At 64.2% G+C, this 25,187-nt stretch carries 24 protein-coding genes, 1 tRNA gene and 1 pseudogene; 11 read left to right on the plus strand and 15 right to left on the minus strand.

The annotated features are described in order from the left end of the window. Positions 1 to 660 precede the first annotated feature (660 nt). Positions 661 to 1,245 (minus strand): recombinase family protein, encoded by a 585-nt coding sequence (locus ACZL02_RS20110; protein WP_472940672.1) that lies wholly within the window; start codon positions 1,243 to 1,245, stop codon positions 661 to 663. A gap of 497 nt (positions 1,246 to 1,742) precedes the next feature. Between ACZL02_RS20110 and ACZL02_RS20115 the strand changes: the two genes are divergently transcribed. Together ACZL02_RS20115 and ACZL02_RS20120 are read left to right on the plus strand one after the other, a co-directional pair. Then, on the plus strand, positions 1,743 to 2,486 hold the full coding sequence (locus tag ACZL02_RS20115; RefSeq protein ID WP_472940673.1) for an FRG domain-containing protein: 744 nt from the start codon (positions 1,743 to 1,745) through the stop codon (positions 2,484 to 2,486). Then, positions 2,483 to 3,565 (plus strand): DUF262 domain-containing protein, encoded by a 1,083-nt coding sequence (locus ACZL02_RS20120; protein ID WP_472940674.1) that lies wholly within the window; start codon positions 2,483 to 2,485, stop codon positions 3,563 to 3,565. Before ACZL02_RS20115 ends, ACZL02_RS20120 begins: the two co-directional genes overlap by 4 nt. A gap of 361 nt (positions 3,566 to 3,926) precedes the next feature. On the opposite strand, the gene ACZL02_RS20125 is transcribed toward ACZL02_RS20120, so the two are convergent. Beyond that, positions 3,927 to 4,002 (minus strand) — tRNA-Ala (locus tag ACZL02_RS20125). A 266-nt stretch (positions 4,003 to 4,268) separates the two neighbouring features. On the opposite strand from ACZL02_RS20125, the gene ACZL02_RS20130 reads away from it, so the two are divergent. Then, on the plus strand, positions 4,269 to 4,571 hold the full coding sequence (locus ACZL02_RS20130; protein ID WP_472940802.1) for a YggT family protein: 303 nt from the start codon (positions 4,269 to 4,271) through the stop codon (positions 4,569 to 4,571). Next, positions 4,568 to 4,900 carry a DUF167 family protein gene (locus ACZL02_RS20135; RefSeq protein ID WP_472940803.1) on the plus strand — a complete coding sequence of 111 codons (333 nt, stop codon included), beginning with the start codon at positions 4,568 to 4,570 and terminating at the stop codon, positions 4,898 to 4,900. The genes ACZL02_RS20130 and ACZL02_RS20135 overlap by 4 nt, the downstream gene beginning before the upstream one ends. 645 nt (positions 4,901 to 5,545) lie before the next feature. Here the strand turns inward: ACZL02_RS20135 and ppa are convergent. Then, positions 5,546 to 6,097, minus strand: coding sequence for an inorganic diphosphatase (gene ppa / locus ACZL02_RS20140; RefSeq protein WP_472940675.1), 552 nt, complete (start codon positions 6,095 to 6,097; stop codon positions 5,546 to 5,548). A 206-nt stretch (positions 6,098 to 6,303) separates the two neighbouring features. Between ppa and ACZL02_RS20145 the strand changes: the two genes are divergently transcribed. Both ACZL02_RS20145 and ACZL02_RS20150 read left to right on the plus strand, forming a co-directional pair. After that, positions 6,304 to 7,674: an L-serine ammonia-lyase gene (locus tag ACZL02_RS20145; RefSeq protein ID WP_472940676.1), complete on the plus strand. Its 1,371-nt coding sequence runs from the start codon at positions 6,304 to 6,306 to the stop codon at positions 7,672 to 7,674. A gap of 187 nt (positions 7,675 to 7,861) precedes the next feature. Beyond that, a pseudogene (locus ACZL02_RS20150) lies at positions 7,862 to 8,383 on the plus strand (DUF2585 domain-containing protein). Positions 8,384 to 8,485: 102 nt separating this feature from the next. Here ACZL02_RS20150 and ACZL02_RS20155 read toward each other — a convergent pair. Then, positions 8,486 to 8,992, minus strand: coding sequence for a GNAT family N-acetyltransferase (locus tag ACZL02_RS20155; protein WP_472940677.1), 507 nt, complete (start codon positions 8,990 to 8,992; stop codon positions 8,486 to 8,488). A gap of 144 nt (positions 8,993 to 9,136) precedes the next feature. Continuing rightward, positions 9,137 to 9,520, minus strand: coding sequence for a PH domain-containing protein (locus ACZL02_RS20160; RefSeq protein ID WP_472940678.1), 384 nt, complete (start codon positions 9,518 to 9,520; stop codon positions 9,137 to 9,139). A 136-nt stretch (positions 9,521 to 9,656) separates the two neighbouring features. Between ACZL02_RS20160 and ACZL02_RS20165 the strand changes: the two genes are divergently transcribed. Then, the gene (locus tag ACZL02_RS20165; RefSeq protein ID WP_472940679.1) at positions 9,657 to 11,306 is read left to right on the plus strand and encodes a flavin monoamine oxidase family protein; all 1,650 of its coding nucleotides are present in this window, start codon (positions 9,657 to 9,659) and stop codon (positions 11,304 to 11,306) included. A gap of 423 nt (positions 11,307 to 11,729) precedes the next feature. On the opposite strand, the gene ACZL02_RS20170 is transcribed toward ACZL02_RS20165, so the two are convergent. Both ACZL02_RS20170 and ACZL02_RS20175 read right to left on the minus strand, forming a co-directional pair. Further along, complete coding sequence (locus ACZL02_RS20170; RefSeq protein ID WP_472940680.1) at positions 11,730 to 12,191, minus strand: DUF3828 domain-containing protein; 462 nt, start codon at positions 12,189 to 12,191, stop codon at positions 11,730 to 11,732. Between the two features lie 217 nt (positions 12,192 to 12,408). Next, complete coding sequence (locus ACZL02_RS20175; RefSeq protein WP_472940681.1) at positions 12,409 to 13,260, minus strand: polysaccharide deacetylase family protein; 852 nt, start codon at positions 13,258 to 13,260, stop codon at positions 12,409 to 12,411. Positions 13,261 to 13,456: 196 nt separating this feature from the next. Between ACZL02_RS20175 and ACZL02_RS20180 the strand changes: the two genes are divergently transcribed. Continuing rightward, complete coding sequence (locus ACZL02_RS20180) at positions 13,457 to 13,969, plus strand: GNAT family N-acetyltransferase (RefSeq protein ID WP_472940682.1); 513 nt, start codon at positions 13,457 to 13,459, stop codon at positions 13,967 to 13,969. A 74-nt stretch (positions 13,970 to 14,043) separates the two neighbouring features. Here the strand turns inward: ACZL02_RS20180 and typA are convergent, their stop codons facing one another. Together typA and ACZL02_RS20190 are read right to left on the minus strand one after the other, a co-directional pair. Next, entirely contained in the window at positions 14,044 to 15,867 is a 1,824-nt protein-coding gene (typA, locus tag ACZL02_RS20185) for a translational GTPase TypA (RefSeq protein ID WP_472940683.1), read from the minus strand. A 239-nt stretch (positions 15,868 to 16,106) separates the two neighbouring features. Next, positions 16,107 to 18,149: a M3 family metallopeptidase gene (locus ACZL02_RS20190; protein WP_472940804.1), complete on the minus strand. Its 2,043-nt coding sequence runs from the start codon at positions 18,147 to 18,149 to the stop codon at positions 16,107 to 16,109. Between the two features lie 197 nt (positions 18,150 to 18,346). On the opposite strand from ACZL02_RS20190, the gene ACZL02_RS20195 reads away from it, so the two are divergent. Next, positions 18,347 to 18,847: a MarR family winged helix-turn-helix transcriptional regulator gene (locus tag ACZL02_RS20195; RefSeq protein WP_472940684.1), complete on the plus strand. Its 501-nt coding sequence runs from the start codon at positions 18,347 to 18,349 to the stop codon at positions 18,845 to 18,847. 167 nt (positions 18,848 to 19,014) lie between these two features. Here the strand turns inward: ACZL02_RS20195 and ACZL02_RS20200 are convergent, their stop codons facing one another. From ACZL02_RS20200 to ACZL02_RS20210, 3 genes are all read right to left on the minus strand, one after another. After that, positions 19,015 to 20,025, minus strand: a complete 1,011-nt coding sequence (locus ACZL02_RS20200) for an LLM class flavin-dependent oxidoreductase (protein WP_472940685.1) — start codon at positions 20,023 to 20,025, stop codon at positions 19,015 to 19,017. 310 nt (positions 20,026 to 20,335) lie between these two features. Further along, positions 20,336 to 20,485: a lmo0937 family membrane protein gene (locus ACZL02_RS20205; RefSeq protein WP_472935514.1), complete on the minus strand. Its 150-nt coding sequence runs from the start codon at positions 20,483 to 20,485 to the stop codon at positions 20,336 to 20,338. Positions 20,486 to 20,643: 158 nt separating this feature from the next. Then, positions 20,644 to 21,864 (minus strand): argininosuccinate synthase, encoded by a 1,221-nt coding sequence (locus ACZL02_RS20210; RefSeq protein ID WP_472940686.1) that lies wholly within the window; start codon positions 21,862 to 21,864, stop codon positions 20,644 to 20,646. A 157-nt stretch (positions 21,865 to 22,021) separates the two neighbouring features. Here ACZL02_RS20210 and ACZL02_RS20215 point away from each other — a divergent pair, with 157 nt between their 5' ends. Beyond that, entirely contained in the window at positions 22,022 to 22,453 is a 432-nt protein-coding gene (locus tag ACZL02_RS20215; RefSeq protein WP_472940687.1) for an EamA family transporter, read from the plus strand. Here the strand turns inward: ACZL02_RS20215 and ACZL02_RS20220 are convergent. After that, the gene (locus ACZL02_RS20220; RefSeq protein ID WP_472940688.1) at positions 22,416 to 23,339 is read right to left on the minus strand and encodes a phosphatase PAP2 family protein; all 924 of its coding nucleotides are present in this window, start codon (positions 23,337 to 23,339) and stop codon (positions 22,416 to 22,418) included. The genes ACZL02_RS20215 and ACZL02_RS20220 overlap by 38 nt on opposite strands. A 187-nt stretch (positions 23,340 to 23,526) precedes the next feature. Between ACZL02_RS20220 and ACZL02_RS20225 the strand changes: the two genes are divergently transcribed. Next, positions 23,527 to 24,168 carry a LysE family translocator gene (locus tag ACZL02_RS20225; RefSeq protein WP_472940689.1) on the plus strand — a complete coding sequence of 214 codons (642 nt, stop codon included), beginning with the start codon at positions 23,527 to 23,529 and terminating at the stop codon, positions 24,166 to 24,168. Between the two features lie 15 nt (positions 24,169 to 24,183). Here the strand turns inward: ACZL02_RS20225 and ACZL02_RS20230 are convergent, their stop codons facing one another. Together ACZL02_RS20230 and ACZL02_RS20235 are read right to left on the minus strand one after the other, a co-directional pair. Further along, a complete protein-coding gene (locus ACZL02_RS20230; protein ID WP_472940690.1) occupies positions 24,184 to 24,840 on the minus strand; it encodes a glutathione S-transferase family protein in 657 nt (218 codons plus the stop codon). 100 nt (positions 24,841 to 24,940) lie between these two features. Next, entirely contained in the window at positions 24,941 to 25,186 is a 246-nt protein-coding gene (locus ACZL02_RS20235; protein WP_472935519.1) for a BrnA antitoxin family protein, read from the minus strand. Position 25,187 lies beyond the last annotated feature (1 nt).

Raw genomic sequence — 25,187 nt, forward strand, 5'->3', positions numbered from 1 at the left:
CTAAATCTCGGACGCTCTTTTCAAATTGGCTCGCGTCACCTAAAATCACGACGAGCGCAGACGCGGCGTTCCGGGGCGTGGAAACCCTGAGTCTAGCGGTATGTGCACCGACCGGAACGGTGCCGATCCTTGACCTCTTTTTGGTCGGGGAGCCTGTGGCTATGTCCAGGTTCCTCCGAACTAAAGGCTGCAGGGACCGTCTAGACTCGGTTTTCCAACTCCCCGATCAGGGGCAAGGAGGCTTGCTTGCGGGGGCGTACCGCAGGCCATCGCCTTAAGGGAAAACCGATGCGCTTACCGGGGCAACCAAACGTCTTCATGTTGGCCGTCGCTGTCAGTCTCGGCATTATGGCTGTCGCTTATGGCAGCATCCCGAAAACAAGTAGAAACTTTGCGCTATCAGCCTCGGGGGATACTGCGTGGCGCCTGAATGTGCAGAGCGGCAATATTTCTTGGTGCAGACGCGTCGGCATTGAGCGTCCTCCAGTCTGTAGCCCAATGGGAACTCAATCGCTTGCTGAGGCGAAGGCGTTTTCCCGAGGATCGAAAGCGCACAAAGCTGTTGCGCCTGTGATCCCAACTGAAGATGACGACTTCATGCGGGCCATGGACCAGCTTGAAAGAGATGGGGCTGCCACGGAATAGCGGCTGTTTGCGCTGTTACGCCACAACAGGCGAAGCAAGACTGGTGGCCTCTGGAGCAGATGTCAGGATACGGTGAACTGAGCCCTTCCCGATGCCAAGCTCCGCAGCAATCTGCCCCATGCTAAGCCCCTTGGACGCAAGACGCTTCACATCCTCTGACTTTGCCCGTGCGGTTGGCTTGCGGCCCTTGTAGGCCCCCTCAGCCTTCGCCCTCGCGATCCCTTCGCGCTGTCGCTCTAGCATCATCTCGCGTTCGAACTGAGCCACTGAGGCGAGGACGTTGAGCATTAGCTTTCCTGTAGGCGTTGCCGTGTCGACGCCCATGGCCTCGATGCGTAGCGCTACGCCCTTGGCTTCAAGCCGGCCAACGATCTCACCCATATGTATTACCGAGCGGGCAAGCCGATCGAGCTTCGTCACCGCCAGGGTATCGCCTTTGCGGGCAAACGTAATGGCGGCTTCAAGCTGATCCCTGCGGCCGACTGAGGAGACTTGCTCGCGGAATATCTCCGAGCAGCCCAGACCGGCGAGATCTCGAAGCTGGGCATCGAGGCCGGCCTCCTGTTCGAGGGTGGAGGTGCGGGCATAGCCGATCAGCATGGGAGATATCCTCGGAGCGTTCCATTAGGCTCTAGGACAAGATGATTCCTTTCGTTCCGAATGTCAACACCACTCTTCTGGAACGGCGCCGGCCTTACTATGGAACGGTCCACATGAGCTTGCCCTGTGGAACAGCTTTGATTTGAGGGTGAGCGGTAACGTTAGATCACCTGGGTGCAAGGCCTGATGCCAGTTGTCCTGTCGGTGCCGTTTGCGTGTTGGCTGAACGCTAAAACATGTAAGCCCGGAGGTACGTTCTGAAGATGTTTGCACCTGCTTGGCTTAAAGACTTCTGCCAATCGATTCCGAGTAGCCGAATGGCGTTGGGGGAAGGGGGGACGCTGCCGTTAGACTGGCATGTGTAGGGGGTCTTACATTTGTCTCCGAAAATTTAAGCCGAAGCTGTGCAAATGTGAAGGTGGGCCAAACCACTTAGGGTAGAGTCCGCACGACGGTGCTATTGAGACTAGCACAAAGCCGCATCAAGGAAGGACACCATGAAAGAGCGTGAGATAAACGGGATCTCTGATTTCCTTGACGGCATTCAGGCTGATCATGACGCGTCGCAAGGCGATGTCTGGTTTCGGGGGCATTCCGATGCGAGTTGGAAACTCCTGCCTACATACCTTCGCGCGGCGGTGACGACTTCGGAGACAACCCTACTCAATAGATTTCGGCAAAGCGCGGCAATGCTTGCGGAGCGGCGTCCAGTAAGTGGTTTTGACTGGACATTTTTAATGCAGCATTACGGGGTACCAACACGACTTTTGGACTGGAGCGAAAGTCCACTCGTTGCCTTATACTTTGCTGTGGAGAAATACCAGGCTACAACTAATGACGCCGCCTTGTGGTGTCTTTGGCCGGTTGTTTTTAATAGGCATGCCAATATTGTTGATAAAATCGAAGATAAATATATTCCCTCGTTTGAGGATGACGAATTAAGCTCGTACACTACTGAGAGCATTCGACAGGGTAGGCGAGTTGAGCTGTTCCCGGTTGCCACAATTGCTACTCGTAACAATGCACGGATACAAGCTCAAATGGGAACGTTTACGATACATCATAGCAAAGCTGTTGCAATTGAGGATGTCGGCGATACCACCCACGTCGCAAAGTACACTATCCCAAGCGCATCTAGAGAAAGGATTTTTAAAGAGCTTCAGTTGCTGGGTATGACTAGATTCAGTCTTTTTCCCGAGCTTGCTAGTGTTGGTGCTATTTTGAAGGATATGATGCGGTGACTTTTGTTGAAACCTCAGTGATGAAAAATAGCACTATTATGCTGCTCTTTTCTGAGAGATCCGAAATTAATATGAGCCCCGAGTATCAACGTATGGGAGGGGTATGGACGATCGAGAAACGTAGGCTGCTGATTGACTCAATTCTTAATGACTATGATCTTCCAAAGATATATTTTCATGAGCTCGGTAATGATGAATTTCGTAAAACAGGAAACCGATACGCGGTTATCGACGGAAGGCAGCGTCTTGAGTCGATTTGGGGGTTTATGGACGGTGAATTTACTCTTTCTAGCGACTTTGAATATCAGCGAGACCCCAATGTGAACTTAGCTAAGCTCAGTTACGAAGACATTGCGAAGCAGTACCCAAAAATACGTGTCAAATTTGACTCGTTTGTTCTGCCTGTAGTAACAGTCTCAATCGAGGGCGATGACCTTGATCTTATTGAGGATATGTTTTCGAGACTGAATGAAGCAGTTCCATTGAATGCTGCCGAAAAGCGTAATGCTATCGGGGGCGATCTCGTTAAATCGATAAATCAAATTGCTAATAGACCCTTCTTTACCGATCGAGTTAGATTCAAGAACAATCGATATCAGCATCGTGAATCATCAGCGCGATTTCTGTTAATTGAAAGCTGTCTCATTGAAGGAAGAACGTTAGTAGACACAAAAAAGATCTATCTAGACGGCCTAGCTCGGCGAATGTATAGCGGTCTCGCTAGTGAAATTGTGAAAATGCAGGATGGCGTTGAAAATGTCCTGCAAGCCATGGAGCAACAGTTTACTAGCAAGGATGAGCTGCTCGCGGGGCAGGGCATTCTCGTTGTCTACTACATCGTATTTAGGTTAGCCATCGATCAAGGCCTTGTTCATCATGTTACCCGTAGAAGTCTTTTCGACTTCAGAGATCGGCTCGCATCAAACCGTGAACTGGCTGTAAAAGATTTTGAAAGGGCATCCTTTGAAATGCTTGAGTTTGATCGCCTGAATCAACAGGGGACGAATGACGCATCAAGCATCAAAGAGCGAGTTAGAATTCTGGCCTCATTTCTCGGTGTTGCGGCACCCCTGGCTTGAGTCCCCGCTTAGAGTATTGTTCACGGGACATGTGGAAAAGACAGTGCGTGGCGAGCAGGCGTCAGGATTTTTTCCCGCCTGCTGTCAGCCTGTCTGCGAAGTTAGAATATTGGTCGCCGACCGTAGTCCGCAGCAAGAGGTGCCCTACCGCTCTCTATTGATCTTCGGAAGCAGAAAGCCTGACGGAGAAGGGTAAGCGATTCGTCAACAAACGTCCGGGATGAGCGGATACGCCAGCGGCCGAGGCCTATTCTCGTCTAATAGCGGGTACTAACTCGGGGTACGCAAACGGGTACGCGCACTTTTCCCAGCTCCCGGCAACTCGTTGTTATTAAAAGCATTATCGATGAAATATGTGTCCTGGTGGAGCTGAGCGGGATCGAACCGCTGACCTCGTCATTGCGAACGACGCGCTCTCCCAACTGAGCTACAGCCCCATCCACCAGACGGCTGCATCTAGAGCGTGGGGGCGGGGAGTGTCAAGCGCCGGAATGCTGCGCCGGCGCCACGGCCCGACGGGACGGCGAGGCGTGGTGCCGCCATCGGCCCGAGAGGCGAAAGGCCCGTGGCGAGGGCGGGGCGTGATGCGGTCGTTGATCGTCTTGCCGGAGCGGTAACGATGCCGGCGATCCCTTGGGGCCAACGCCTTGCGCGGCAGGGGCAGCGTCGTTAGATGAAGGCCGATCTCCACGAAGGCTCCGCCATGCTCGCTGTCCTGCAAGTCGTCCTCCTTGTCCTCGATATGCTGTGGTGGCTGATCATCCTGTCGGCGATCGTCTCCTGGCTCTACGCCTTCAATATCGTCAATCCCGGCAACCAGTTCGTCGACCAGGTCGGGCGCTTCCTCTACCGCGCCACCGAGCCGCTGTACCGGCCGATCCGCCGGGTGCTGCCGGACCTCGGCGGCATCGATCTGTCGCCGCTGGTGGTGCTGCTCGCGATCTTCTTCCTGCAGCAGCTGACCGTCATCTACATCGCGCCGGCCGTCGTCCGGGCCGGCATCTGAGCGCTGCCTTCTTCGAGCATCTGCCGGAGGGGCTCTCGCTCCGCATCCGGCTGACGCCAAAAGCCTCCGCCGACCGGATCGACGGCATCGGCGCCGCGCCGGACGGTCGCGCCGTGCTGCTGGCGAGGGTCCGCGCCTTGCCGGAAGACGGCGCGGCCAATGCCGCCCTCATCGCGCTGCTGGCGAAATCTCTCAAGCTGCCAAAATCCAACCTCTCGCTCGCCAGCGGCGGCAAGGGGCGGGTCAAGACGGTGCTCCTCACCGGCGATCCCGCGGCGCTGTCGGACGCTCTGGCGCGGCTGGAGGGCCGGCTCGCCGGGAGCGTTTAGGAAGCGCGCGACCGTAATGGTCGTGCGTGAAGGGAGCTGACCTCAACGGTCGTCGTCCTCGCGCGCAGCGCGGGGACCCATGCCGAGGCGTGGATGGCGACATTTCGGTGGACCTGAACTGCCAGTTCCTGGACCGAGCAGTGATGCCATCGGAGAGGCATGGGTCCCCGCGCTGCGCGCGAGGATGACGAAGCGACGAGCGATCTGTGTTTTCCGTCTAAAACTGCTGGCCTTGCAAACGACAACGATCGCGCCGGCGGGTACGACGCGGTTCTTGTCGGTGCCGGACCGGTGGGCTTACGTCTTCGGACGCTCGGACGCTCGGACGCTCGGACGTTCTGGCGCGGCTCGAGAGCCGGCTCGCCGGTAGCGTTTAGGGAGGGCGCTACCTCACCGGTCGTCATCCTCGCGCATCGCGCGGGGACCCATGCCTCTGCGATGGCATTGCTCCCCGGTCGAGGCGTTGGCAGGTTACGTCCACCGAAGTGTCGCTTTCCACGCTTCGGCATGGGTCCCCGCGCTGCGCGCGAGGATGACGAAACGTTGAGGGTGCTGCGCCTTCCATGCGGAATAGCCGATCCCGAAAACGACAACGACCGCGCCAGCCCTGCCGACGCGGTCGTTGTCAGGTGCTGAAAGGCGGCCTTACTTCGGCAGCGTGCCGGCCTTGTAGGCGGCGTCGCGGTCGACGGCTTCGAGGATCAGCTTCTTGGCCATGGCGCTGTCGCCCCAGTCGCCGATCTTCACCCATTTGCCGGGCTCGAGATCCTTGTAGTGCTCGAAGAAGTGGGCGATCTGCTGCAGCGAGATTTCCGGCAGCTGGTTGTACTCGGTGACGTTCTCGTAGCGCCGGGTCAGTTTTGGCGACGGCACGGCGAGAATTTTTTCGTCCTGGCCGCTGTTGTCTTCCATGATCAGCACGCCGATCGGCCGGCAATTGATGACGCAGCCGGGGAACAGCGGACGGGTGTTGCACACCAGCACGTCGATCGGGTCGCCATCGTCGGACAGGGTGTGCGGCACGAAGCCGTAATTGCCGGGATAGGTCATCGGCGTATAGAGGAAGCGGTCGACGAACAGCGCGCCGGCTTCCTTGTCCATCTCGTACTTGATGGGGTGGCCGCCGACCGGGCACTCGATGATGACGTTGATGTCTTCGGGCGGGTTGTTGCCCCGCGGGATGGCGTCGATGCGCATGGAATGACCTTCCTTCGAATAATGCGCGCTGCTTACCGGGAAGCGAGCGGCCGTGCAACACGGCGACGTGTTCGGGCGCTGCGCAAGGTTACCGCGGCCCGTGCGGCGACCCCGCCGATGTCGCGGATGGACACGGCGGCGACACGCGGCCTGCCTATCCTCGCTTTGTCCCGGGTCCTCGGCCGGGATGCATTCGGGAGACGGGCATGATCAGCATTTTCGAGCTCTTCAAGATCGGCATCGGCCCATCCTCCTCGCACACGGTCGGGCCGATGAAGGCCGCCTTCATGTTCGCCGAGGCGGCACGGCAGCAAGGCCTGGTCGGGCGCACGGTCAGACTGCGGGTCGACCTCTACGGCTCGCTCGCCTGGACCGGCAAGGGCCACGGCACCGACAAGGCGGTGATCCTCGGCCTTGCCGGCATGCGGCCGGAAACGGTGGATGCCGATGCCGCCGACGCGACCGTCGCGGCCTTGTCCGAGGAGAAGCGGCTTGCCTTCGGCGGCGGTGCCCCGATCGACTTCGATCCCGCCCTCGACATCATCTTCGATGGCGTTTCGGAAACCCCTCAGCACCCCAACACGCTTGCCTTCGCAGCCCTCGATGCGGACGGCGCCGTCCTCCTGGCCCAGCGCTGGTGCTCGGTCGGCGGTGGCTTCATCGTCGAGGAGGCCGAGGTCGGCCAGCTATCGGCCGACGAGCGCCCGGTGCCCTTCGCCTTCCGCAGCGGCCGCGCGCTGATGGCGCTCGGCGAGGCGCATGGTCTGTCGATCGCCGAGATGGTGTTCCGCAACGAGTGCGCGCTGCGGCCGGCCAAGGAGGTCGAGGCGCATATCGCGCTGGTTCACCGCGCGATGATGGACTGCATCGACCGCGGCCTGACCCGCAAGGGCGAGTTGCCGGGCGGGCTGCAGGTCCGCCGGCGCGCCGCGGCGCTGCGCGAGAAGCTGGAGGCCGAGCGCACCGCCAACGACCGGCCGCCGCACCAGATCATGGACTGGGTCAGCCTCTACGCCATCGCCGTCAACGAGGAGAACGCCGCGGGCGGGCGCGTCGTCACCGCGCCGACCAATGGCGCGGCGGGGATCATGCCGGCGGTGCTGCGCTATTTCCGCGAGCACTGCCCGGGTGCGGCGATGGCGGGCGCGCGCGATTTCCTCCTCACCGCGACGGCGGTTGGCGGCCTGTTCAAGATGAACGCCTCGATCTCCGGCGCCGAGGTCGGCTGTCAGGGCGAGGTCGGCGTCGCCTGCTCGATGGCGGCGGCGGGGCTCGCCGCGGCGCTCGGCGGCACGATCGCGCAGATCGAGAACGCCGCGGAGATCGGCATGGAGCACCACCTCGGCCTCACCTGCGACCCGATCGGCGGCCTGGTGCAGATCCCCTGCATCGAACGCAACGCCTTCGGTGCCGTCAGCGCCATCCAGGCGGCGTCGCTGGCGCTGCGCGGCGACGGGCGCCATGTCGTCTCGCTCGACAAGGTGATCCACACCATGCGCGAGACCGGGCGGGACATGCAGTCGAAATACAAGGAGACGTCGCAAGGCGGCCTCGCCGTGAATTTTCCGGAGTGCTGAGAAGCCTCGCTTCGCACCTCCCGGGTTGCGGAACTGACACGGCGGACTTGCATCCGGACGACATTTAACCGAGAGGCAAAGCCGGCCGGTTCATCCGCTTTGTTTCCCGGAGGCCGCCCTTTTGCCCGGAGCCAGAATGTCCAGCAACGCCCGCCTTGCCCCCTGGCATATCGTCCTCGTGCTGGCGATGATGGCCACGACCGCCGCGATCCTCCTCGCGATGGGCCGGGTGCCGATCTGCCCCTGCGGGACCGTCTCGCTGTGGAACGGCGCGGTGAACAGCCCGGAAAACTCGCAGCAGCTTTCCGACTGGTACTCGCCCTCGCACCTGATCCACGGCTTCCTGTTCTTCGGCCTGTTCCGGTGGGTCGCCCGCGGCCAGCCGATGGGCGTGCGGCTGGCGATGGCGGTGGCGCTGGAGGCCGCCTGGGAAATTCTCGAGAACAGCCAGCTGGTCATCAGCCGCTACCGTGCGGCGACGATCGCGCTCGACTATACCGGCGACAGTGTGCTGAACTCGATGAGCGACATCGGCTTCATGATGCTCGGCTTTTTCCTCGCCGCGCGCCTGCCGGTCTAATTGACGGTGACGATCGCGCTGTTCTTCGAGATTTTCGCGGCGGTCATGGTCCGGGACAACCTAACGCTGAACGTCCTGATGCTCGTCTGGCCGCTGCAGGCGGTGAAAGACTGGCAAGGCGCGCTCTGATCATCTGGGGGTCGCCGTCAGGACCAGATGGTGCGGCATCAAACGAGCGGCCTCAAACGAGCGGCATGAGGTACGAAGAGCGCGCGTGTAAACGCGGTCGGCCTAGCGCCAGACGAAGGCGACCTTGCGCAGTGTCGTCTCTTCGAAGGTCTCTTCGCCCTCGGCGACGTCGGCACCCCCGAGGGCTCCGTAGAATTCCATCGCATTGTCGTTGTCGGCGAGCGCCCAGACGGCGATGCCGTTCATGCCGCGGGTGCGCAGCAAGTCGCGCGCCGCCGCGAACAGCCGTCGGCCGAAGCCGAGGCCCTGGAATTTCGGCTGCAGGTAAAGTTCGTAGATCTCGCCGTCGGCCAGCAGCGCCTTGGTGCGGTTGCGGCCGAGCGTGGCATAGCCGGCGATCTCGCCGTCGAACTCGATCACCAGGATCGCCGCCCGGTTGCCGATCGCCTGCCGCCACCAGTCGGGACCGCGCCGCTGCAGCATGCGCGTCAGCGACGAGTAGGGGATGATGCCGCGATAGGCGCCTTGCCATGATGCTGCGTGCACCGAAGCCAGGTCGGCTGCGTCACGTTCTTCAGCAAATCTTACTTCGGCGGCTATCGTCTTCATGCTTTGGTAACCATAAGGGCGAAGGTTCGATCCGCCTGTTCCATCCATTTACTTCAAATCACTGCGAAGTGATCCTTCGCCTAAGGAATCGTACCGGCCGGTCATGGTCAACGACGGATTGACACAGTCCGCTGCTTTGCACCGTTATTTGCGTTGCAGCACACCCGTGGCGAGTGCCCGCTGAATACCGGAGACGTTAGAAGAGCGCGACAATTGCCGGGTTACCGGCGTGCCTTGCGAGGAGATCCAGATCGTCAGTTCTGCATCCGTGTCGAAACTGCCGGCGGTTTCCAGCGAGAACATGGTGATCGAGCGGTAGGGGATCGAGTGGATCTCGCGCTTGCGGCCGGTGACGCCTTGCTTGTCGACGAGGATCAGCCGGTGGCTGGTGAACACCATCAGGTCGCGGACGATGGAGAAGGCGAGGTCGATCTCCTCGTCCGGCACCAGGATGGGCTCGAGGTCGCGCCGGACGCCTTCGACATCGACGTCGCTGGCAAGGCCCAGCAGTCCGGACAACAGTCCCATGTGCACTCTCCCCATCAGTTGGCGCCGCGCCGCGTCGGCTGCCGTGCTTGCCGCATATAGGTCGGGGCGGCTATCAGTCGACGGCGCCGCCGGGGCGCGGGGGGGTGGACGCCATGGACAGTCGGATGGTTCTGCGATGAGCGGCGCGTCGAGTTTCGGGCCGGACTTTCCCTTCGCCTTCGACAGCTGGCTGAAGCATCCGTCGGGCCTCGGCGAAATTCCGGCCGAGAAGCATGGCGCGGAGGTCGCGATCATCGGCGCCGGGATGGCCGGGCTGGTGGCGGCGCACGAGCTGATGAAGCTCGGGCTGAAGCCAGTGGTCTATGAATCCGGCCAGCTCGGCGGCCGCTTGCGTTCGCAGGCGTTCGAGGGCGCCGCCGGCATCGTCGCCGAGCTCGGCGCCATGCGCTTTCCCCGCACCTCCAGCGCCTTTTTCCACTATGTCGACGACCTCGGCCTCGCCACGCGTCCCTTCCCCAATCCGCTGACGGCCGCCGCCGGCTCGACCGTGGTCGATCTCGAAAGCGAGCACTTCTACGCCGAGACGCTCGCAGACCTGCCGCCGCTGTTCCAGGAGGTCGCCGCCGCCTATGCCGACGCGCTGGAGGAGGGGTTCGGCTACGCCTCGCTGAAGGCGGCGATCGCCGCCCGGGACGCCGCGGCGGTGAAGGCGATCTGGAACCCGCTGGTCTCGCTGTGGGACGAGCGGACCTTCTACGACTTCGTCACGACGTCGAAGCCGTTCCAGAAGCTCACCTTCCGCCACCGCGAGGTGTTCGGGCAGGTCGGTTTCGGGACCGGCGGCTGGGATTCCGACTTTCCGAATTCGATGCTGGAGATCCTGCGCGTCAATGCGCTGGGCTTCGACGACGACCAGCACTACATCGTCGGTGGCGCCGAGCAGGTGCCGCAGGGGATCTGGCGCAAGGTGCCGGAAAAGATGGCGCACTGGCCGGCCGGCACCAGCCTTGCCGACCTCAACCACGGCGCGACGCGCCCGGCCGCGGTGGCGATCAACCGGCTGCCCGGCGGACATCTGGAGGTGATCGACCGCTGGGGCCGGCGCAACAGCTATGATGCGGTGCTTGCGACTTGCCAGAGCTGGCTCTTGACCACGGCGATCAAGACCGAGGAGAGCCTGTTCAGCCAGAAGCTCTGGATGGCGCTCGACCGCACCCGCTACATGCAGTCGTCGAAGACCTTCGTGATGGTCGACCGGCCGTTCTGGAAGGACAAGGATCCGCTCACCGGCCACGACGTGATGTCGATGACGCTGACCGACCGGCTGACGCGCGGCACCTACCTCTTCGACAACGGTCCAGGCCAGCCGGGGGTGATCTGCCTCACCTATTCCTGGATGTCGGACGCGCTGAAGATGCTGCCTTTCACCGCCGAGCGGCGGGTCGAGCTGGCGCTGGACGCGCTGGCGAAGATCTATCCGACGGTCGACATCGCCGGCCACATCATCGGCGATCCCATCACCGTCTCCTGGGAATCGGACCCGAACTTCCTCGGCGCCTTCAAGGGCGCGCTGCCGGGCCACTACCGCTACAACGACCGCATGTACGAGCACTTCATGCAGGCGGCGCTGCCGCCGGTCGAGCGTGGCATTTTCCTCGCCGGTGACGACGTCTCGTTCACCCCCGGCTGGGTCGAGGGCGCCGTTCAGACCGCGCTCAACGCCGTCTGGGGCGTGATGGCGCAGTTCGGCGGCAAGTCGCCCGCCGACAATCCCGGGCCGGGCGATGTCTGGAAAGAGCTGAAGCCGGTACGCCTCAGCGACTGAGGCAACCTGCCGGCTTCACGGAAGTGGCGGTAGCCATAGAGCAGTGGGGCAAGCCCCTGAAGTTTTAACAGTGGCGTAAGCCTCTGAAGTTTCTGGTAGTGGCGCAAGCCCCTGAGGTTTCTGGTAGTGGCGCAAGCCCCTGAAGTTTCGTCATCCTCGCGCGCAGCGCGGGGACCCATGCCGAGGCCTCGGGAGACAACCTGCCCTTTTCACTTCAGCCGCTTGCTCCTTCAACGAAGCGATGGATGAAGCGAAGAGGCATGGGTCCCCGCGCTACGCGCTAGGATGACGATCGTGAAGGTCTGCGCTTTGCCAGAGTGTTGCAGTAATTGTGCGGTCAGGACCTGAAGCGATCCTGTCGGTCAACGCACCGGATTGTCCGATGCTTGCCCAGGATCTCCACCAGCTGCTGCAGGCGAAACTCTACTCGCCGGCTTCTTCGAACAGGGTGCTGAGCTTCCAGGGGAAATCCTTGCCCTTCGACTCGATGTCGTCGACCTTCCAGCCGCCGTGCTCCTTGACCAGGCTGTAGTAGAGCACCGTCGGGTCGTCCATGTTGTCGAAGCCGACGGTGGCGGTGGCGCTGGCGCCGGAAGTTTTCGGCGTGCCGATCTTGAGATTGGTGATCTTGAAATCCTGGCCGGCGATCACCGGATCGAAGTCCAGCGCGCCGATCTCGCCCTCCGGCGTCTTCGCCTCGTCGGCGGCATAGAGACCGTTCAGCCGGTCCGAGAAGAACGGCGTGTAGTCCTCGACGCTGATGTCCTCGAGATAGGGAGCATAGAGCGCCGTCAGCACCGCCTCGGGGCTGTCGAAGGGCTCGGCCCGAGCCGGGCTCGACAGCAGAGCGGAGAGAAACAGGAAGAGAAGGACAGGCAGGCGCATCGGTTCATCCTCGGCGAACGGTGACGCCGAGGATTAACAGAGCCGGTCGCCGGCGGACAGAGACGCCGTGAGCGGCTTTCAGTCGCGACTGCGCCAGGCCCGCCCGCGACTGCGGGCTGCCGGAAGGGCATCGTGGGTCCTGCCACCGCGCGGGAGCGCCGTCCGGCGTCCCGACCGCCTGCAGCGCGACGCCGTCAACCAAGGCGGCTTTCGGCGATCAGGTGCCGGCGCCGATCAGAAGGTTCTGCAGCGACTGGTGCGAGTTCGACGGGACGATGTTCACGACGGTATAGCCGCGGCTCTTCAGCGACGCGAGAAACTCCGGCAGCATCGCCGCCGTGCGGCCGTGGATGTCGTGGAACAGGATGATGCCGGATCCGCGCTGGTTCAGGCGGGCGATGCTGCGGCTCGCGACCTCGTCCGGCGTGCTGACGAAATAGTCCTTCGAATCGACGTCGGCATCGATGACGACGGTACCACTCGCTGCCAGCGCGTGGCGCAGCGCCTTGGTGTCGGAGAGGTAGGGAAAGCGGAAGAACGGCGCGGCCTTCACCCGCATCGGCGTAAGCGCTGCCGCAATGCTCTCCTGCCCCTCGCGAATTTCACCGAGCGCCTTTTCGGTCGACAGCTTTGCGAGATCGGCATGGTGCTGGGTGTGCGAGCCGATGGTGTGGCCGCGGGCGGCGACCTTGCGCACCATCGACGGGTAGGCGCGCGCCATGCTGCCGACCATCAGGAACGTCGCCTTGACCCCGTTGGTGTCGAGCGTGTCGAGAATGCGGTCGGTGTATTTCGGCGAGGGGCCATCGTCGAAGGTGAGGACGACCTCGCCCTTCTGGAGCGCGAGGTCCTTGACCGACTTGACGAGGATCGTCCGCCCGGTCAGCGCCGTCTTGCGGTCGCCGAGAAACGGCCCGGCCATCCGCAGCGGCGCGCCTTCTGTGGCGGCATCGGCGAAGGCCAGCGGCTTCGGCGCCAGCATGCCCGCGGTGTTCTTCGGGAGATTGGCACAACCGGCTGTCAGCATCAGGCAACAGGCGGCGGCGACGGTGGAAAACGACCTGATCATGCAAATCTCTATTCTCTTAATGCCTCCGCGGTTTACGCAATCATGGTTAACAGTCTCCTACTCCGCTCGCCGCCGTCCGGCGGCGTGGTAAGCTTCGCTGCAGGCTGGGCGCTGGCGGCGCGTCGTGCTTTCTGCGGTAGACCTGCTGATGGCGATCTCCTCGGAGGGGGCCGGGAAGCGGTGGGGGAGGACGTGCATGACCGGTGACACAGACACGGTGGCCCCGAAGCCGGGCACCTCGACCGGAGAGCCCTCGGGGCGCGCTCCCTCGGCGATGGCCACGGCGACAGCGACCGAGATTGCGATCGAGATCACCGATGCTCCGGGCGCCGAGGACGCCGCGCGGGTGGTGTCCGGCCTCGTCGGCTTCAATGCGTCGACGGTCGGCCCGTCGAACCGGCAGACGCTCGCAGCGCTCCTGCGCCGCGGGGAGGGCGTCGTCGGCGGGGTGATCGGCTATACCGCCTGGGGCTGGCTCTATATCGAAAAGGTCTGGGTCGACGCGGCGCTGCGCGGTCAAGGCTTCGCCGCCAAGCTGCTCGCCGCCGCGGAAGCCGAGGCGCGGCACCGCGGCTGCCGCGGCATCTTCCTCGATACGTTCAACCCTGCCGCCCGGCGACTTTATGAGCGCGAGGGTTTCGAGGTCTGCGGCGAGATCGCGGATTTCACCGCCGGCCAGCCGCGGACGTTCCTGCAGAAACGGCTGTAGACGCCGTCCCGAACGAAAAAAGGCGGAGCCGAAGCCCCGCCTTTTCCAAATCAATGTTGATTGCCGGAGGAGCCTTAGGCCGCCTTCGACTTCGAGTGCCGCTTGCGCTCGTTCGGGTCGAGGTAGAGCTTGCGAAGACGGATGGTCTTCGGCGTGACTTCCACCAGCTCGTCGTCCTGGATCCAGGAGAGCGCGCGGTCGAGGGTCATGCGGATCGGCGGCGTCAGCTTGATCGCCTCGTCCTTGCCAGACGCGCGCATGTTGGTCAGCTTCTTGCCCTTCAGCACGTTCACCTCGAGATCGTTCTCGCGGGTGTGGATGCCGATGATCATGCCCTCGTAGACCTTGACGCCGGACTCGATGACCATCGGGCCGCGGTCTTCCAGGTGGAACATCGCGAAGGCGACGCTCTCGCCCGAGTCGTTCGAGATCAGGACGCCGGTGTTACGACCGGCGAGCTCGCCCTTGTAGGGGGCGTAGGAGTGGAACAGGCGGTTCATGATCGCCGTGCCGCGGGTGTCGGTCAGCAACTCCGACTGGTAGCCGATGAGGCCGCGGGTCGGGGCATGGAAGACCAGGCGCTGGCGACCGCCGCCGGACGGGCGGAGCTCGACCATCTCGGCCTTGCGCTCGCTCATCTTCTGCACGACGACGCCGGCATGCTCCTCGTCGACGTCGACGACGACTTCCTCGATCGGCTCCAGCTTCTCGCCGTTCTCGCCGGTCTGCATGATCACGCGCGGACGCGAGATGCCGAGCTCGAAGCCCTCGCGGCGCATGGTCTCGATCAGCACGGCGAGCTGCAATTCGCCACGGCCGGAGACGTAGAAGCTGTCCTTGTCGGCGGCTTCCTCGATCTTCAGCGCGACGTTGCCCTCGGCCTCCTTGAGCAGGCGGTCGCGGATGACGCGGCTGGTAACCTTGTCGCCCTCGGTGCCGGCGAGCGGCGAGTTGTTGACGATGAAGGACATCGTCACGGTCGGCGGATCGATCGGCTGGGCGACCAGCGGCTCGGTGACCTGCGGGTCGCAGAAGGTATCGGCGACCGTGCCCTTCGACAGGCCGGCGATGGCGACGATGTCACCTGCCTCGGCGTACTCGACCGGCAGGCGCTCGAGGCCGCGGAACGACAGGATCTTGCTGATGCGGCCGGTTTCCAGCAGCGTGCCGTCGCCGTGCAGGACCTTGACGGCCTGGTTCGGCTTGATCGAGCCCGACTGGATGCGGCCGGTGATGATGCGGCCGAGGAAGGGGTTGGCCTCGAGGATGGTGCCGATCATCTTGAACGGCTCGTCCTTGCCGGCGGTGTCCGGCTCCGGAACATGCTTGACGATGAGGTCGAACAGCGGCTCGAGGCCCTTGTCCTGCGGACCCTCCGGCGCTTCGGCCATCCAGCCGCCGCGGCCCGAGCCGTAGAGGACGGGGAAGTCGAGCTGCTCTTCGGTGGCGTCGAGCGCGACGAAGAGGTCGAAGATCTCGTTCAGCACTTCCTGGTGACGCTCGTCCTGGCGGTCGATCTTATTGATCGCCACGATCGGCTTCAGGCCGACCTTCAGCGCCTTGCCGAGCACGAACTTGGTCTGCGGCATCGGGCCTTCCGACGCGTCGACGAGGATGACCGCGCCGTCCACCATGTTCAGGATACGCTCGACCTCGCCGCCGAAGTCGGCGTGGCCTGGCGTGTCGACGATGTTAATGCGGATGTCCTTCCACTCGACCGAGGTCGCCTTGGCGAGGATCGTGATGCCACGTTCCTTTTCGAGGTCGTTGGAATCCATCGCGCGCTCTTCCTGGCGCTGGTTCTCGCGGAACGAGCCAGACTGGGAGAGCAGCTTATCGACCAGGGTCGTTTTGCCATGGTCGACGTGCGCGATGATCGCGATGTTGCGGAGCTTCATTCAATACCACCGGAAAAGATTGGCGCGTCGCGGTGTTTCACGTGAAACAATATCGCAAAGCTTGCATGCGCGGTGCCTTACATGATTTTCCGCAGATGCGAAAGGTCTGAGGCAAAGCGTCTGTCCGGGAGATGGGGTCCGGCGCCGTCGATTGCCATCCCCGACACCCATTGGTGCCGTATGCCCGCCGGCGCGTCGACCTCTACGCGCCGGCCGACGCCCCGACTGGCAAGGCCTTGTCAGGCCGCGAAGCCACGCTTGCGCAGGAGCGCCTGCGTCGTCGGCATGCGGCCGCGGAAGGCGGTATAGAGCTCGGCGGCCTCGCGCGTGTCGCCGGCCGAGTAGATGTATTTCAGCAGTTTTTCGCCGGTCGCCTTGTCGAACGCGTCGCCGGTCTCGGTGAACGCTTCGAACGCGTCGGCATCGAGAACCTCCGACCACATGTAGGAATAGTAGCCGGCGGAATAGCCGTCGCCCGAGAAGATGTGGGCGAAGTGCGGCGAGCGGTGGCGCATGACGATTTCGCGCGGCATGCCGAGCCCTGCGAGGATCTCCGCCTCGCGCGCCATCGGATCGACCGGCGACGTCCCGCTCTCGTGCAGCGCGAGGTCGACCAGCGCGGACGATGTGTACTCGACGGTGGCGAAGCCCTCGTCGAAGGTGCGGGCGGCCTTCATCTTGTCGACCAGCGCCTGCGGCAGCGGCTCGCCGGTCTCGACGTGGCGGGCATGGCGCTCGAGTACCGAGGGCACGGTCAGCCAGTGCTCGTAGAGCTGCGAGGGCAGCTCGACGAAGTCGCGGGCGACCGAGGTGCCGGAAAGGCTCGGCCAGGTGACGTCGGACAGCATGCCGTGCAGCGCGTGGCCGAACTCATGGAACAGCGTGCGGGCGTCGTCGATCGATAGCAGCGCCGGTTCGCCTGGCGCGGGCTTGGCGAAGTTCATGACGTTATAGATCACCGGCTTCTGGCCGCCGTCGAGCTTGTGCTGGCGGCGCAGGCTGCTCATCCAAGCGCCCGACCGCTTGGAGGCGCGGGCCAAGTAGTCGCCGAGGAAGGTGCCGATCTCGGCACCATCGGCATTGCGGACCCGCCAGATCCGGACGTCGGGGTGCCAGGCCGTCGCCTCCGGCCGCCGCTCGAAGGACAGGCCGAACAGGCGGGACGCGACGTCGAAGGCCGCCTCGATCATCCGGTCGAGCTCGAAATACGGCTTCAGCTCCGCCTCGTCGAAGTCGAACTCGGCTTGCCGGCGCTTCTCGGCGAAATAGCGCCAGTCCCACGGCTCCAGGCGGGCATTGTCGCCCTCCGCCGCGGAGAGGGCCTGGAGCGCCGTGGCGTCGCCGAGCGCCCGCTCGCGGGCCTTGACCCAGACCTCTTCCAGCAGCGCGCGCACGGCGCCGGGCGTCTTGGCCATGGCGTCATCGAGCTTGTAGGCGGCAAAGGACGGGAAGCCGAGGAGCTTCGCCTTCTCGGCCCGCAGCGCGAGAATCCGGGCGATCAGGGTCCGGTTGTCGGTCGGGCCGGGGTTCTCGCCACGCGCGATCCAGGCGCCGAAGGCCTTTTCGCGGAGGTCGCGGCGGCTGGAGAAGGTGAGGAACGGCGTCACGATCGAGCGCGACAGCGTCAGCGCGTAGCCCTCGATGCCGCGCTCGCGCGCCGCCTCGGCCATCGCCGACCGCGCAAAATCCGGCAGTCCGGAAAGATCGGCTTCGGTAAGCGGCAGGACGAAGTCGCGCTCGTCGGCGAGGATGTTCTGCGAGAAAGCCGTGCCGAGCTCGGAAAGCGTCGCGTCGACCTCGGCGAGGCGCTCGCGGTCGGCGCCTTGCAGCCGGGCGCCGCCGCGGACGAAACCGAGGTGAACGCGGTCGAGCAGGCGCAGGTCCTCGGCCGACAGGTCCTCTGCCGACCGGTCCGTGGCAAGGCTCTCGCGCTGTGCGAACACCGCTTCGATGCGCGCGAAGAGGCCGGCGTCGAGCGAGATCGCCGAGCCGTGCCGCGACAGTTTAGGCGAGATCTCGCGCTCCACCGCCTGCAACTCCTCGTCGGTATGGGCACCGGCCAACGTGTAGAAGGCGGAGGCGACGCGTGAGAGCCGGCGGCCGGCCCTTTCCATCGCGCCGATGGTGTTGGCGAAGCTCGGTGCCGCCGGATCGGCGACGATCGCATCTATCTCGGCCCGGTGAAGGCGCATCGCCATTTCGAATGCGGGCGCGAAGTCGGCTGGCTTAAGCTTTGAAAAGTCGGGCCATTCCCCGCTGAAGGCATCTTGACCCTCGGCCATCCCAACGGAATCGGCGCTGATGTCGATGAGATTCGCTGCCATAATCTTTGCAACCTTTGCAAACTACGTTACAAGTTCTCTGAGCCTTAAACGGCTATAGAGTCTGAACAAAACCGACATGACAGGCGGGCCGGAGGACATTCAGCGAGGCCCGTCACCGCCTTCGTCGAGGCTACACCTTTTTCGAGAAGAGAACGATGACCCAGCTCATTCCCGGAAATTCCCTCGGCTTCCTCCTCACCGATCTATCACGCCTGTTTCGGCAGGCGTTCGAGAAGGTCGTCGGCGTTGCCGGGCTCGAGCTGACGCCCGGTGAAATTCGCGCTTTGGCCCAAGTCGCGCGCAACAGTGGTGCCCGGCAGGCGGTGCTGGCAGAGCTCATGGGCGTCGAGCCGATGACGCTGTCGGCCTACCTGGACCGGCTGGAGGCGCACGGCCTGATCGCCCGGACGACCGATCCGACCGACCGCCGCGCCAAGGTCATCAGCCCGACGCCCGCGGCCGAGCTGGTCTTCCAGCGGGTGCGGCCCCTGGCGATGCAAATCTACAATGAAATGACCGCGGGGATCGACGAGCCGGATCTGCGCATCGTCGACAGCGCGCTGATCAAGATGCGGGCAAACCTTGTCAGCGAGCTGGAATCCGGCGGTCCGAAGCCAGTATTGCCGATCCAGCCCGTCATCGCCAAGATCGCCTGACGGGCAAGACGCACAGCACCTACTGGAGCACGAACCGCGTCGCGTTGCGCCATGCTCGTGCCCTTGTCTGTGTGTCGACCGTTTGGGGGCCCGCGGGTCCCGTCACGCCCTTGGGGCGACGGCACCGATCGGGCGTCGTCCCAGCCAATTCAGCTCGCAAGTCCCCGCTATTCCGCGGCGACCTGCTGGGCATAGGTGGACCTGACCGCGTCTGCGGCGATGGCGAAGGACCGTAGCCTGTCGGCCTGTCCGTGGATCTGGCCGGTGATGATGATCTCGTCCGGCGCATAGCGGGCAACCAGCGCTGCGATCTCGCGCCTAACGGTTTCCGGCGAACCGGTGGCGGAGACGGACAGCGCCTCATCGACGCCATGCTTCACCATCGGATCCAGCACCGCGTCGATGTCGTCCACCGGCCGCGGCAGCGGGCCGGGATGGCCGGTCCGCAGATTGGCGAAGGCCTGCTCCATCGAGCTGCGAAGACGCCGGCCCTCGGCATCCGTCTCGCCGGCGAAGACATTCATCGCCAGCATGAAATACGGCGACGCCAGATATTCCGACGGACGGAAGGTGTCGCGGTAGACCTCGATCGCCTGCTCCAGCGCCGCCGGGGCGAAATGCGAGGCGAAGGCGTAAGGCAGGCCGAAATGCGCCGCCAGCTGCGCGCCGTAGAGGCTGGACCCGAGGATCCAGACGGGGACGTTGGTGCCCATGCCGGGGACGGCCCGCACCCGCTGGTTCGGCCCCGCCTCGGCGAAATAGGCGAGCAGCTCCATCACGTCCTGCGGGAAGTTGTCGCTGTTGTCGAGGCTGCGGCGAAGCGCGCGGGCCGTGTTCATGTCCGTGCCCGGTGCCCGGCCGAGGCCAAGGTCGATGCGGTCGGGGTAGAGCGTCGCCAGCGTTCCGAACTGCTCGGCGATCACCAGCGGCGCGTGGTTCGGCAGCATGATGCCGCCGGATCCGACGCGGATCGTCCTGGTGCCGGCAGCGACATGGCCGATCACCACCGCCGTCGCCGCGCTGGCGATGCCGGTCATGTTGTGATGCTCGGCAAGCCAGAAGCGGTTGTAGCCAAGCGTCTCGGCGTGCTGCGCCAGGGCCAGCGAATTCGCCAGCGCGTCGGCAGCGGTGCCACCTTCGGGGATCGGCGAAAGGTCGAGGACGGAATAGGGAAGCATCGGGTCTGTCCATCTCATGCGTGAGCCAGAGCGTCGTGCATCCCGAAGGGCGCACACAGGACGCTCTGTCCTACTAAATCTCGAGCATCTCTCGTTGATTGGGTGAATTCACCCAACCGCAGGATGCTTCGAAGGAGATGGGAACGGCGGGCGTCGCTGTCCAGCTCGGAGGGCAGTGCCTGCCCCGGCAGAGCGAGGCCGGACAGCCCGGAAAGCCCTATGGACTGGGCGTCTGACCGATCGGTAGAAAAAAAAGCCCCGCCGGTCTCCGGCAGGGCTTTTTCAGAGTGGACGTGGCGTTTGCCCGTCCTCAGATCCGGCGACGGCCCTGGATGATCTGAACGACGACGACGATCACCGCGATTACGAGCAGGAGATGGATCAATCCGCCGGCGACGTGGAACACGAAGCCGCCAAGAATCCAGGCGATCACCAAAATTACTGCAAGTGTCCAAAGCATCGAGCCGTCTCCTGATCGGGCAGTCCCACGGGCCGCCTCGCCCCATAATGGCCACAGACGAAAGGCGTTCCGTCTGTCACGCGGCAAATGTTGGCGCACCGTGCCGGCACCGCCTCCGAAGAAGCGGCAACCGGTGATCTGCCCGTTGCGGCCACGCGCTAGAGCCGGTCGCGCTTGCCGAGCGTGCGCAGCCGCAGGGCGTTGAGCTTGATGAAGCCCGCCGCGTCCTTCTGGTCGTAGGCGCCGTGGTCGTCCTCGAAGGTGACCAGCGCATCGGAGTAGAGCGATTTCGGGCTGGAGCGGCCGGTGACGATGACGTTGCCCTTGTAGAGCTTCAGCGTGACCGTGCCCTCGACATGCTCCTGGCTCTTGTCGATCAGGGCCTGCAGCATCTCGCGCTCGGGCGAGAACCAGAAGCCGTTGTAGATCAGCTCGGCATAGCGCGGCATCAGCTCGTCCTTGAGGTGCGCGGCGCCGCGGTCGAGCGTCAGGCTCTCCACCGCGCGGTGCGCGGCGAGGAGGATGGTGCCGCCGGGGGTCTCGTAGATGCCGCGCGACTTCATGCCGACGAAGCGGTTCTCGACGAGATCGAGCCGGCCGATGCCGTTGTCGCGGCCGAGATCGTTCAGCGCGGCCAGCAGCTCGTGCGGGCGCAGCGCCTTGCCGTCGAGCGAGACGGCATCGCCCTTGAGGAAGCCGACCTCGATCGTCGTCGCGCGGTCCGGGGCCTCTTCAGGGCTGATGGTGCGCTGGTAGACGTAGTCCGGCGCCTCCTCGGCGGGATCCTCCAGCACCTTTCCTTCAGAGGACGAGTGCAGAAGGTTCGCGTCGACCGAGAACGGTGCCTCGCCGACCTTGTCCTTCGACACCGGGATCTGGTGCTGTTCGGCGAAGTTGATGAGGTCGGTGCGCGACTTGAAGCTCCACTCGCGCCAGGGCGCGATGATCTTGATGTCCGGGTTCAGCGCATAGGCGGAGAGCTCGAAGCGGACTTGGTCGTTGCCCTTGCCGGTGGCACCGTGCGCGATCGCGTCGGCGCCGGTCTCGCGGGCGATCTCGACGAGGCGTTTGGAGATCAGCGGACGGGCGATCGAGGTGCCGAGGAGGTAGACGCCCTCGTAGACGGCGTTGGCGCGGAACATCGGGAAGACGAAGTCGCGGCAGAACTCCTCGCGGACGTCCTCGATGTAGATTTCCTTGATGCCGAGCATCTCGGCCTTGCGGCGCGCCGGCTCCAGTTCCTCGCCCTGGCCGAGGTCGGCGGTGAAGGTCACCACCTCCGCGCCATACTCGGTCTGCAGCCATTTCAGGATGATCGAGGTGTCGAGGCCGCCGGAATAGGCGAGGACGACCTTCTTGACGTCGCGCTGGTTTGCCATGCTCTTGTCCCACGAGAAACGAATTCGGTGTGGGCTCTATAGCAAGAGATGGCGGGGAAGAAAGCCGCGGCAGCGACATCGGTGGCGCTGCCGGGTCCTTGCGCCCGGATGTCCTTCGGCACGTGCAGCCCGCCGTACCCCTCTGAGGAAGGTGTCGATGCCGATGATGAGCTGGCAGGCCTGGGCCGTGCTTTCGGCGATTTTCGCGGCGTTGACGGCGGTCTTCGCCAAGATCGGCATCGAGAATGTCGGCTCGGATTTCGCGACCTTCGTGCGGACCATCGTGATCATCCTGGCGCTCGGCGCGATCCTGACGGCGACCGGCGGGTGGCAGAGCCTCTCGACGATCTCGCCGCGCAGTGGGCTTTTCCTGGTGCTGTCCGGCTTGGCCACCGGTGCCTCCTGGGTCTGCTATTTCCGGGCGCTGAAGCTCGGCCAGGCCGCACAGGTGGCGCCGATCGACAAGATGAGCGTCGTTCTGGTGGCGCTGTTCGGCACGCTGTTTCTCGGCGAGCGGCTCTCCGCGACGAACTGGGGCGGCGTCGCGCTGATCACGGCCGGAGCGGTGCTCGTCGCCTATCGGGGATGAGGCTCGAGGCGAGAGCCCATATTGGGGCGAGGCGGGCTAGGCGAGTGCCGGCGAAGCGCCAGGCGGGAATGCCGATGCCGGTGACAGCGCGGTCGATCCTGTCGGCCGCCGTGAAGATCGGCGCCCGGATCAGCAGCATGACGATGCCGACGAGCAGCCAGGACAAGACGACGTCGGACAGGAAATGTCCGCCGAACGCGATCCGGTTCAGCGAGAACAGGACGGCAAGGACCGCAAGCGGAACTGCGACGGCGATCCGCGCGGGCTTCGGCACGATCAGCCCGACGGCCAGCATCGCCGCTGCCGATGCCGCCTCGCCCGAGGTAAAGGAGCAATTGCCGCTGCAGGCGCCGACGAGCTGCCAGGGCCCGGTGAAATCCAGCGTGCCGCCGAACTCCAGGAGCTCGCGCGGGCGGACGCGGCCAAACAGGTTCTTCAACACGCCGTTGACGAGAAGGCCGGGGCCGGCGGCATAGACGGCGATCAGGAACAGCGCCTTGTGCGGGCGCATCACCCAGCGCGAGGACAGGCCAAGGGCGGCGACGTAGAGGCTGGCGAGCGTCGCGGCGAGCAGCGCGCCGGTAATCGCGCTCTGCGACCAGCGCAGCAGCTTCAGGCCGGCATCGTGCTGCAGCGGAAATCCGTGGCCAGCGACGGCGAACCAGCGGGCGACGCCGAGATCGAGGGCGGGAACGGCCATGGAGAGGAAGCTGAAGGCGACGAGAAGCCGGGCGAGGAGGCCGATCGGTGCCGTGTCGGCGCTTCGGGCGAAACGTTCGGCAGCGCCGCGCAGGAAGGACGGCGTGGCGCGCGCGCCGTCCCGCAGCGCCCCTGCAACGGCCGACGCGGCCGTCCGCACCGCGGTATCGCCTGTTGTCTTCGTCATGCGTCTTTCCCCCGACCGACGCGGAACCATGGCCGCGGCGGACGACAGGGGAATGACTTGCAGGTTACCGCCGGATGACGCCGCCGAAGATCGAGGGGCGCACGTCGACCCTCGCGGTTTTCGGGTGGCTGGGCGCCGGCGGCCGGGTTAGACCTGGCTCACCGCTCTACTGCAGGGATCGCGACGCATGGACTTCATTCCGGCCCTCGGGCCGCTCCTCGCCTTCACGCTGGCCGCTTTCGTCCTGACGATCACGCCTGGGCCGGACATGACGCTGTTCATCGGCCGCACGTTGTCGCAAGGGCGGGCAGCCGGCATCGCCACCATGCTCGGCGCCTCCAGCGGCGTTCTGGTGCACACGACGCTCGCCGCCTTCGGCCTGTCGGCGCTGGTCGCGGCCTCGCCGGAAGCCTTCGGCCTGCTGAAGTTCGCCGGCGCCGGCTACCTCATCTTCCTCGCGGTGCAGGCGATCCGGAGCGGCTCATCGCTGCAGCTGGAGGCGGTGGCCGGCAAGCCGCGTTCGCTCGTCGCCAACTGGCTGACCGGGGTCGGCATCAACCTGTTGAACCCCAAGATCATCCTGTTCTTCGTGACGTTCCTGCCGAGCTTCGTTTCGGCGGGGGATCCGCATGCGACCGGCAAGCTGTTCTTCTTCGGCGTCTACTTCATCGTGCTGGCGGTGCCGATGAGCATTGCCATGATTCTCGCCGCGGACCGCTTCGCCCTCTCGCTGAAGAAGCGCCCGAAGGTGATGCGCGGCATCGACTGGCTGTTCGCCTCGGTATTCTCGGCCTTCGCCGTCAAGATCCTGCTGACGCCCGGTCGCTGAGAGCCTTCGAAACCGCTACGCGTAGGCGTAGGGGCCGCCGGCCTCCAGCGCCCTGATGTAGGCGGGGCGGGCGTGGATGCGCTCGAGAAAGGCGCGGCAGTTCGGCCGGGCGTCGAAGCCGATGCGGTCCTTGCCGGTCTCCAGCGGAAAACTCATCATGATGTCGGCGGCCGAAAACTCCGGCCCGGCGAACCAGCCGGTCGCGGCCAGCGACTGCTCCCAATAGTCGGCATGCGCCTGCAGCTGCGGCTCGAGGAACACGCCGTCGAGCTTGGCGAAGACCGGCTTCATCAGCGGTCGCAGCAGTTTCGGCAGGCCGGCCGGGATACGGCCGAAGACCAGCTTCATTACCAGCGGCGGCATTGCCGAGCCCTCGGCATAGTGCAGGAAATGCCGGTACTGCCAGCGCATCTCGCCGACGGCCGGCGGGCCGAAGCCGCCGCGCGTCTCGGTGAGGTAGTCGACGATGGCGCCGGTCTCGGCGAGCGTCAGCCCGTCCTCGGTGATGACCGGAGACTTGCCGAGCGGATGCACGGCGCGGAGCTCGGCCGGCGCCCGCATGGTCTTCGGATCGCGCTGGTAGCGCTTGATCTCGTAGGGCGTACCGAGCTCTTCGAGCAGCCAGAGGATGCGCTGCGAGCGGCTGTTGTTCAGGTGATGAAGGATGATCATCCGGCCTAAGTGACGCGCCTGGCGCCGATGGCAAGATCATCCGGACAAGCTACGCGGACATGACGAGGTCATGCTTACCGTATGCTCCGCCGACAGCTGGCTACTTGCCGGCGGCCTGGCGCAGCGCGACGTTGATGCGGTCCTGCCAGCCCGGGCCTTCGGCCTGGAAGTGCTCGAGCACGTCCGTGTCGATGCGCAGCGAGACGAGTTCGCGCGCGCCGGGCGCGGCGGGCAGGCCGAGCGTGCGCTCGTCGATCCGCTCGGGCTTCTTGGTCACCTGCTTGAAGGCGGCTTCCGCGGCGCTGCGCGGGTCGCTCGGACGCCTGGTTCTTTCCGGCGGTCTCATG

The sequence above is a fragment of the Mesocryomonas fontinalis genome (assembly GCF_055730125.2).

What these genes read in the sequence shown, in the direction of transcription:
- ACZL02_RS20110 (WP_472940672.1), bottom strand. Translation starts at nt 1,245, where the DNA reads ATGCTGATCGGCTATGCCCGCACCTCCACCCTCGAACAGGAGGCCGGC.
- ACZL02_RS20115 (WP_472940673.1), top strand. Translation starts at nt 1,743, where the DNA reads ATGAAAGAGCGTGAGATAAACGGGATCTCTGATTTCCTTGACGGCATT.
- ACZL02_RS20130 (WP_472940802.1), top strand. Translation starts at nt 4,269, where the DNA reads ATGCTCGCTGTCCTGCAAGTCGTCCTCCTTGTCCTCGATATGCTGTGG.
- ppa (WP_472940675.1), bottom strand. Translation starts at nt 6,097, where the DNA reads ATGCGCATCGACGCCATCCCGCGGGGCAACAACCCGCCCGAAGACATC.
- ACZL02_RS20145 (WP_472940676.1), top strand. Translation starts at nt 6,304, where the DNA reads ATGATCAGCATTTTCGAGCTCTTCAAGATCGGCATCGGCCCATCCTCC.
- ACZL02_RS20155 (WP_472940677.1), bottom strand. Translation starts at nt 8,992, where the DNA reads ATGAAGACGATAGCCGCCGAAGTAAGATTTGCTGAAGAACGTGACGCA.
- ACZL02_RS20160 (WP_472940678.1), bottom strand. Translation starts at nt 9,520, where the DNA reads ATGGGACTGTTGTCCGGACTGCTGGGCCTTGCCAGCGACGTCGATGTC.
- ACZL02_RS20165 (WP_472940679.1), top strand. Translation starts at nt 9,657, where the DNA reads ATGAGCGGCGCGTCGAGTTTCGGGCCGGACTTTCCCTTCGCCTTCGAC.
- ACZL02_RS20170 (WP_472940680.1), bottom strand. Translation starts at nt 12,191, where the DNA reads ATGCGCCTGCCTGTCCTTCTCTTCCTGTTTCTCTCCGCTCTGCTGTCG.
- ACZL02_RS20175 (WP_472940681.1), bottom strand. Translation starts at nt 13,260, where the DNA reads ATGATCAGGTCGTTTTCCACCGTCGCCGCCGCCTGTTGCCTGATGCTG.
- ACZL02_RS20180 (WP_472940682.1), top strand. Translation starts at nt 13,457, where the DNA reads ATGACCGGTGACACAGACACGGTGGCCCCGAAGCCGGGCACCTCGACC.
- typA (WP_472940683.1), bottom strand. Translation starts at nt 15,867, where the DNA reads ATGAAGCTCCGCAACATCGCGATCATCGCGCACGTCGACCATGGCAAA.
- ACZL02_RS20190 (WP_472940804.1), bottom strand. Translation starts at nt 18,149, where the DNA reads ATGGCCGAGGGTCAAGATGCCTTCAGCGGGGAATGGCCCGACTTTTCA.
- ACZL02_RS20195 (WP_472940684.1), top strand. Translation starts at nt 18,347, where the DNA reads ATGACCCAGCTCATTCCCGGAAATTCCCTCGGCTTCCTCCTCACCGAT.
- ACZL02_RS20200 (WP_472940685.1), bottom strand. Translation starts at nt 20,025, where the DNA reads ATGCTTCCCTATTCCGTCCTCGACCTTTCGCCGATCCCCGAAGGTGGC.
- ACZL02_RS20205 (WP_472935514.1), bottom strand. Translation starts at nt 20,485, where the DNA reads ATGCTTTGGACACTTGCAGTAATTTTGGTGATCGCCTGGATTCTTGGC.
- ACZL02_RS20210 (WP_472940686.1), bottom strand. Translation starts at nt 21,864, where the DNA reads ATGGCAAACCAGCGCGACGTCAAGAAGGTCGTCCTCGCCTATTCCGGC.
- ACZL02_RS20215 (WP_472940687.1), top strand. Translation starts at nt 22,022, where the DNA reads ATGCCGATGATGAGCTGGCAGGCCTGGGCCGTGCTTTCGGCGATTTTC.
- ACZL02_RS20220 (WP_472940688.1), bottom strand. Translation starts at nt 23,339, where the DNA reads ATGACGAAGACAACAGGCGATACCGCGGTGCGGACGGCCGCGTCGGCC.
- ACZL02_RS20225 (WP_472940689.1), top strand. Translation starts at nt 23,527, where the DNA reads ATGGACTTCATTCCGGCCCTCGGGCCGCTCCTCGCCTTCACGCTGGCC.
- ACZL02_RS20230 (WP_472940690.1), bottom strand. Translation starts at nt 24,840, where the DNA reads ATGATCATCCTTCATCACCTGAACAACAGCCGCTCGCAGCGCATCCTC.
- ACZL02_RS20235 (WP_472935519.1), bottom strand. Translation starts at nt 25,186, where the DNA reads ATGAGACCGCCGGAAAGAACCAGGCGTCCGAGCGACCCGCGCAGCGCC.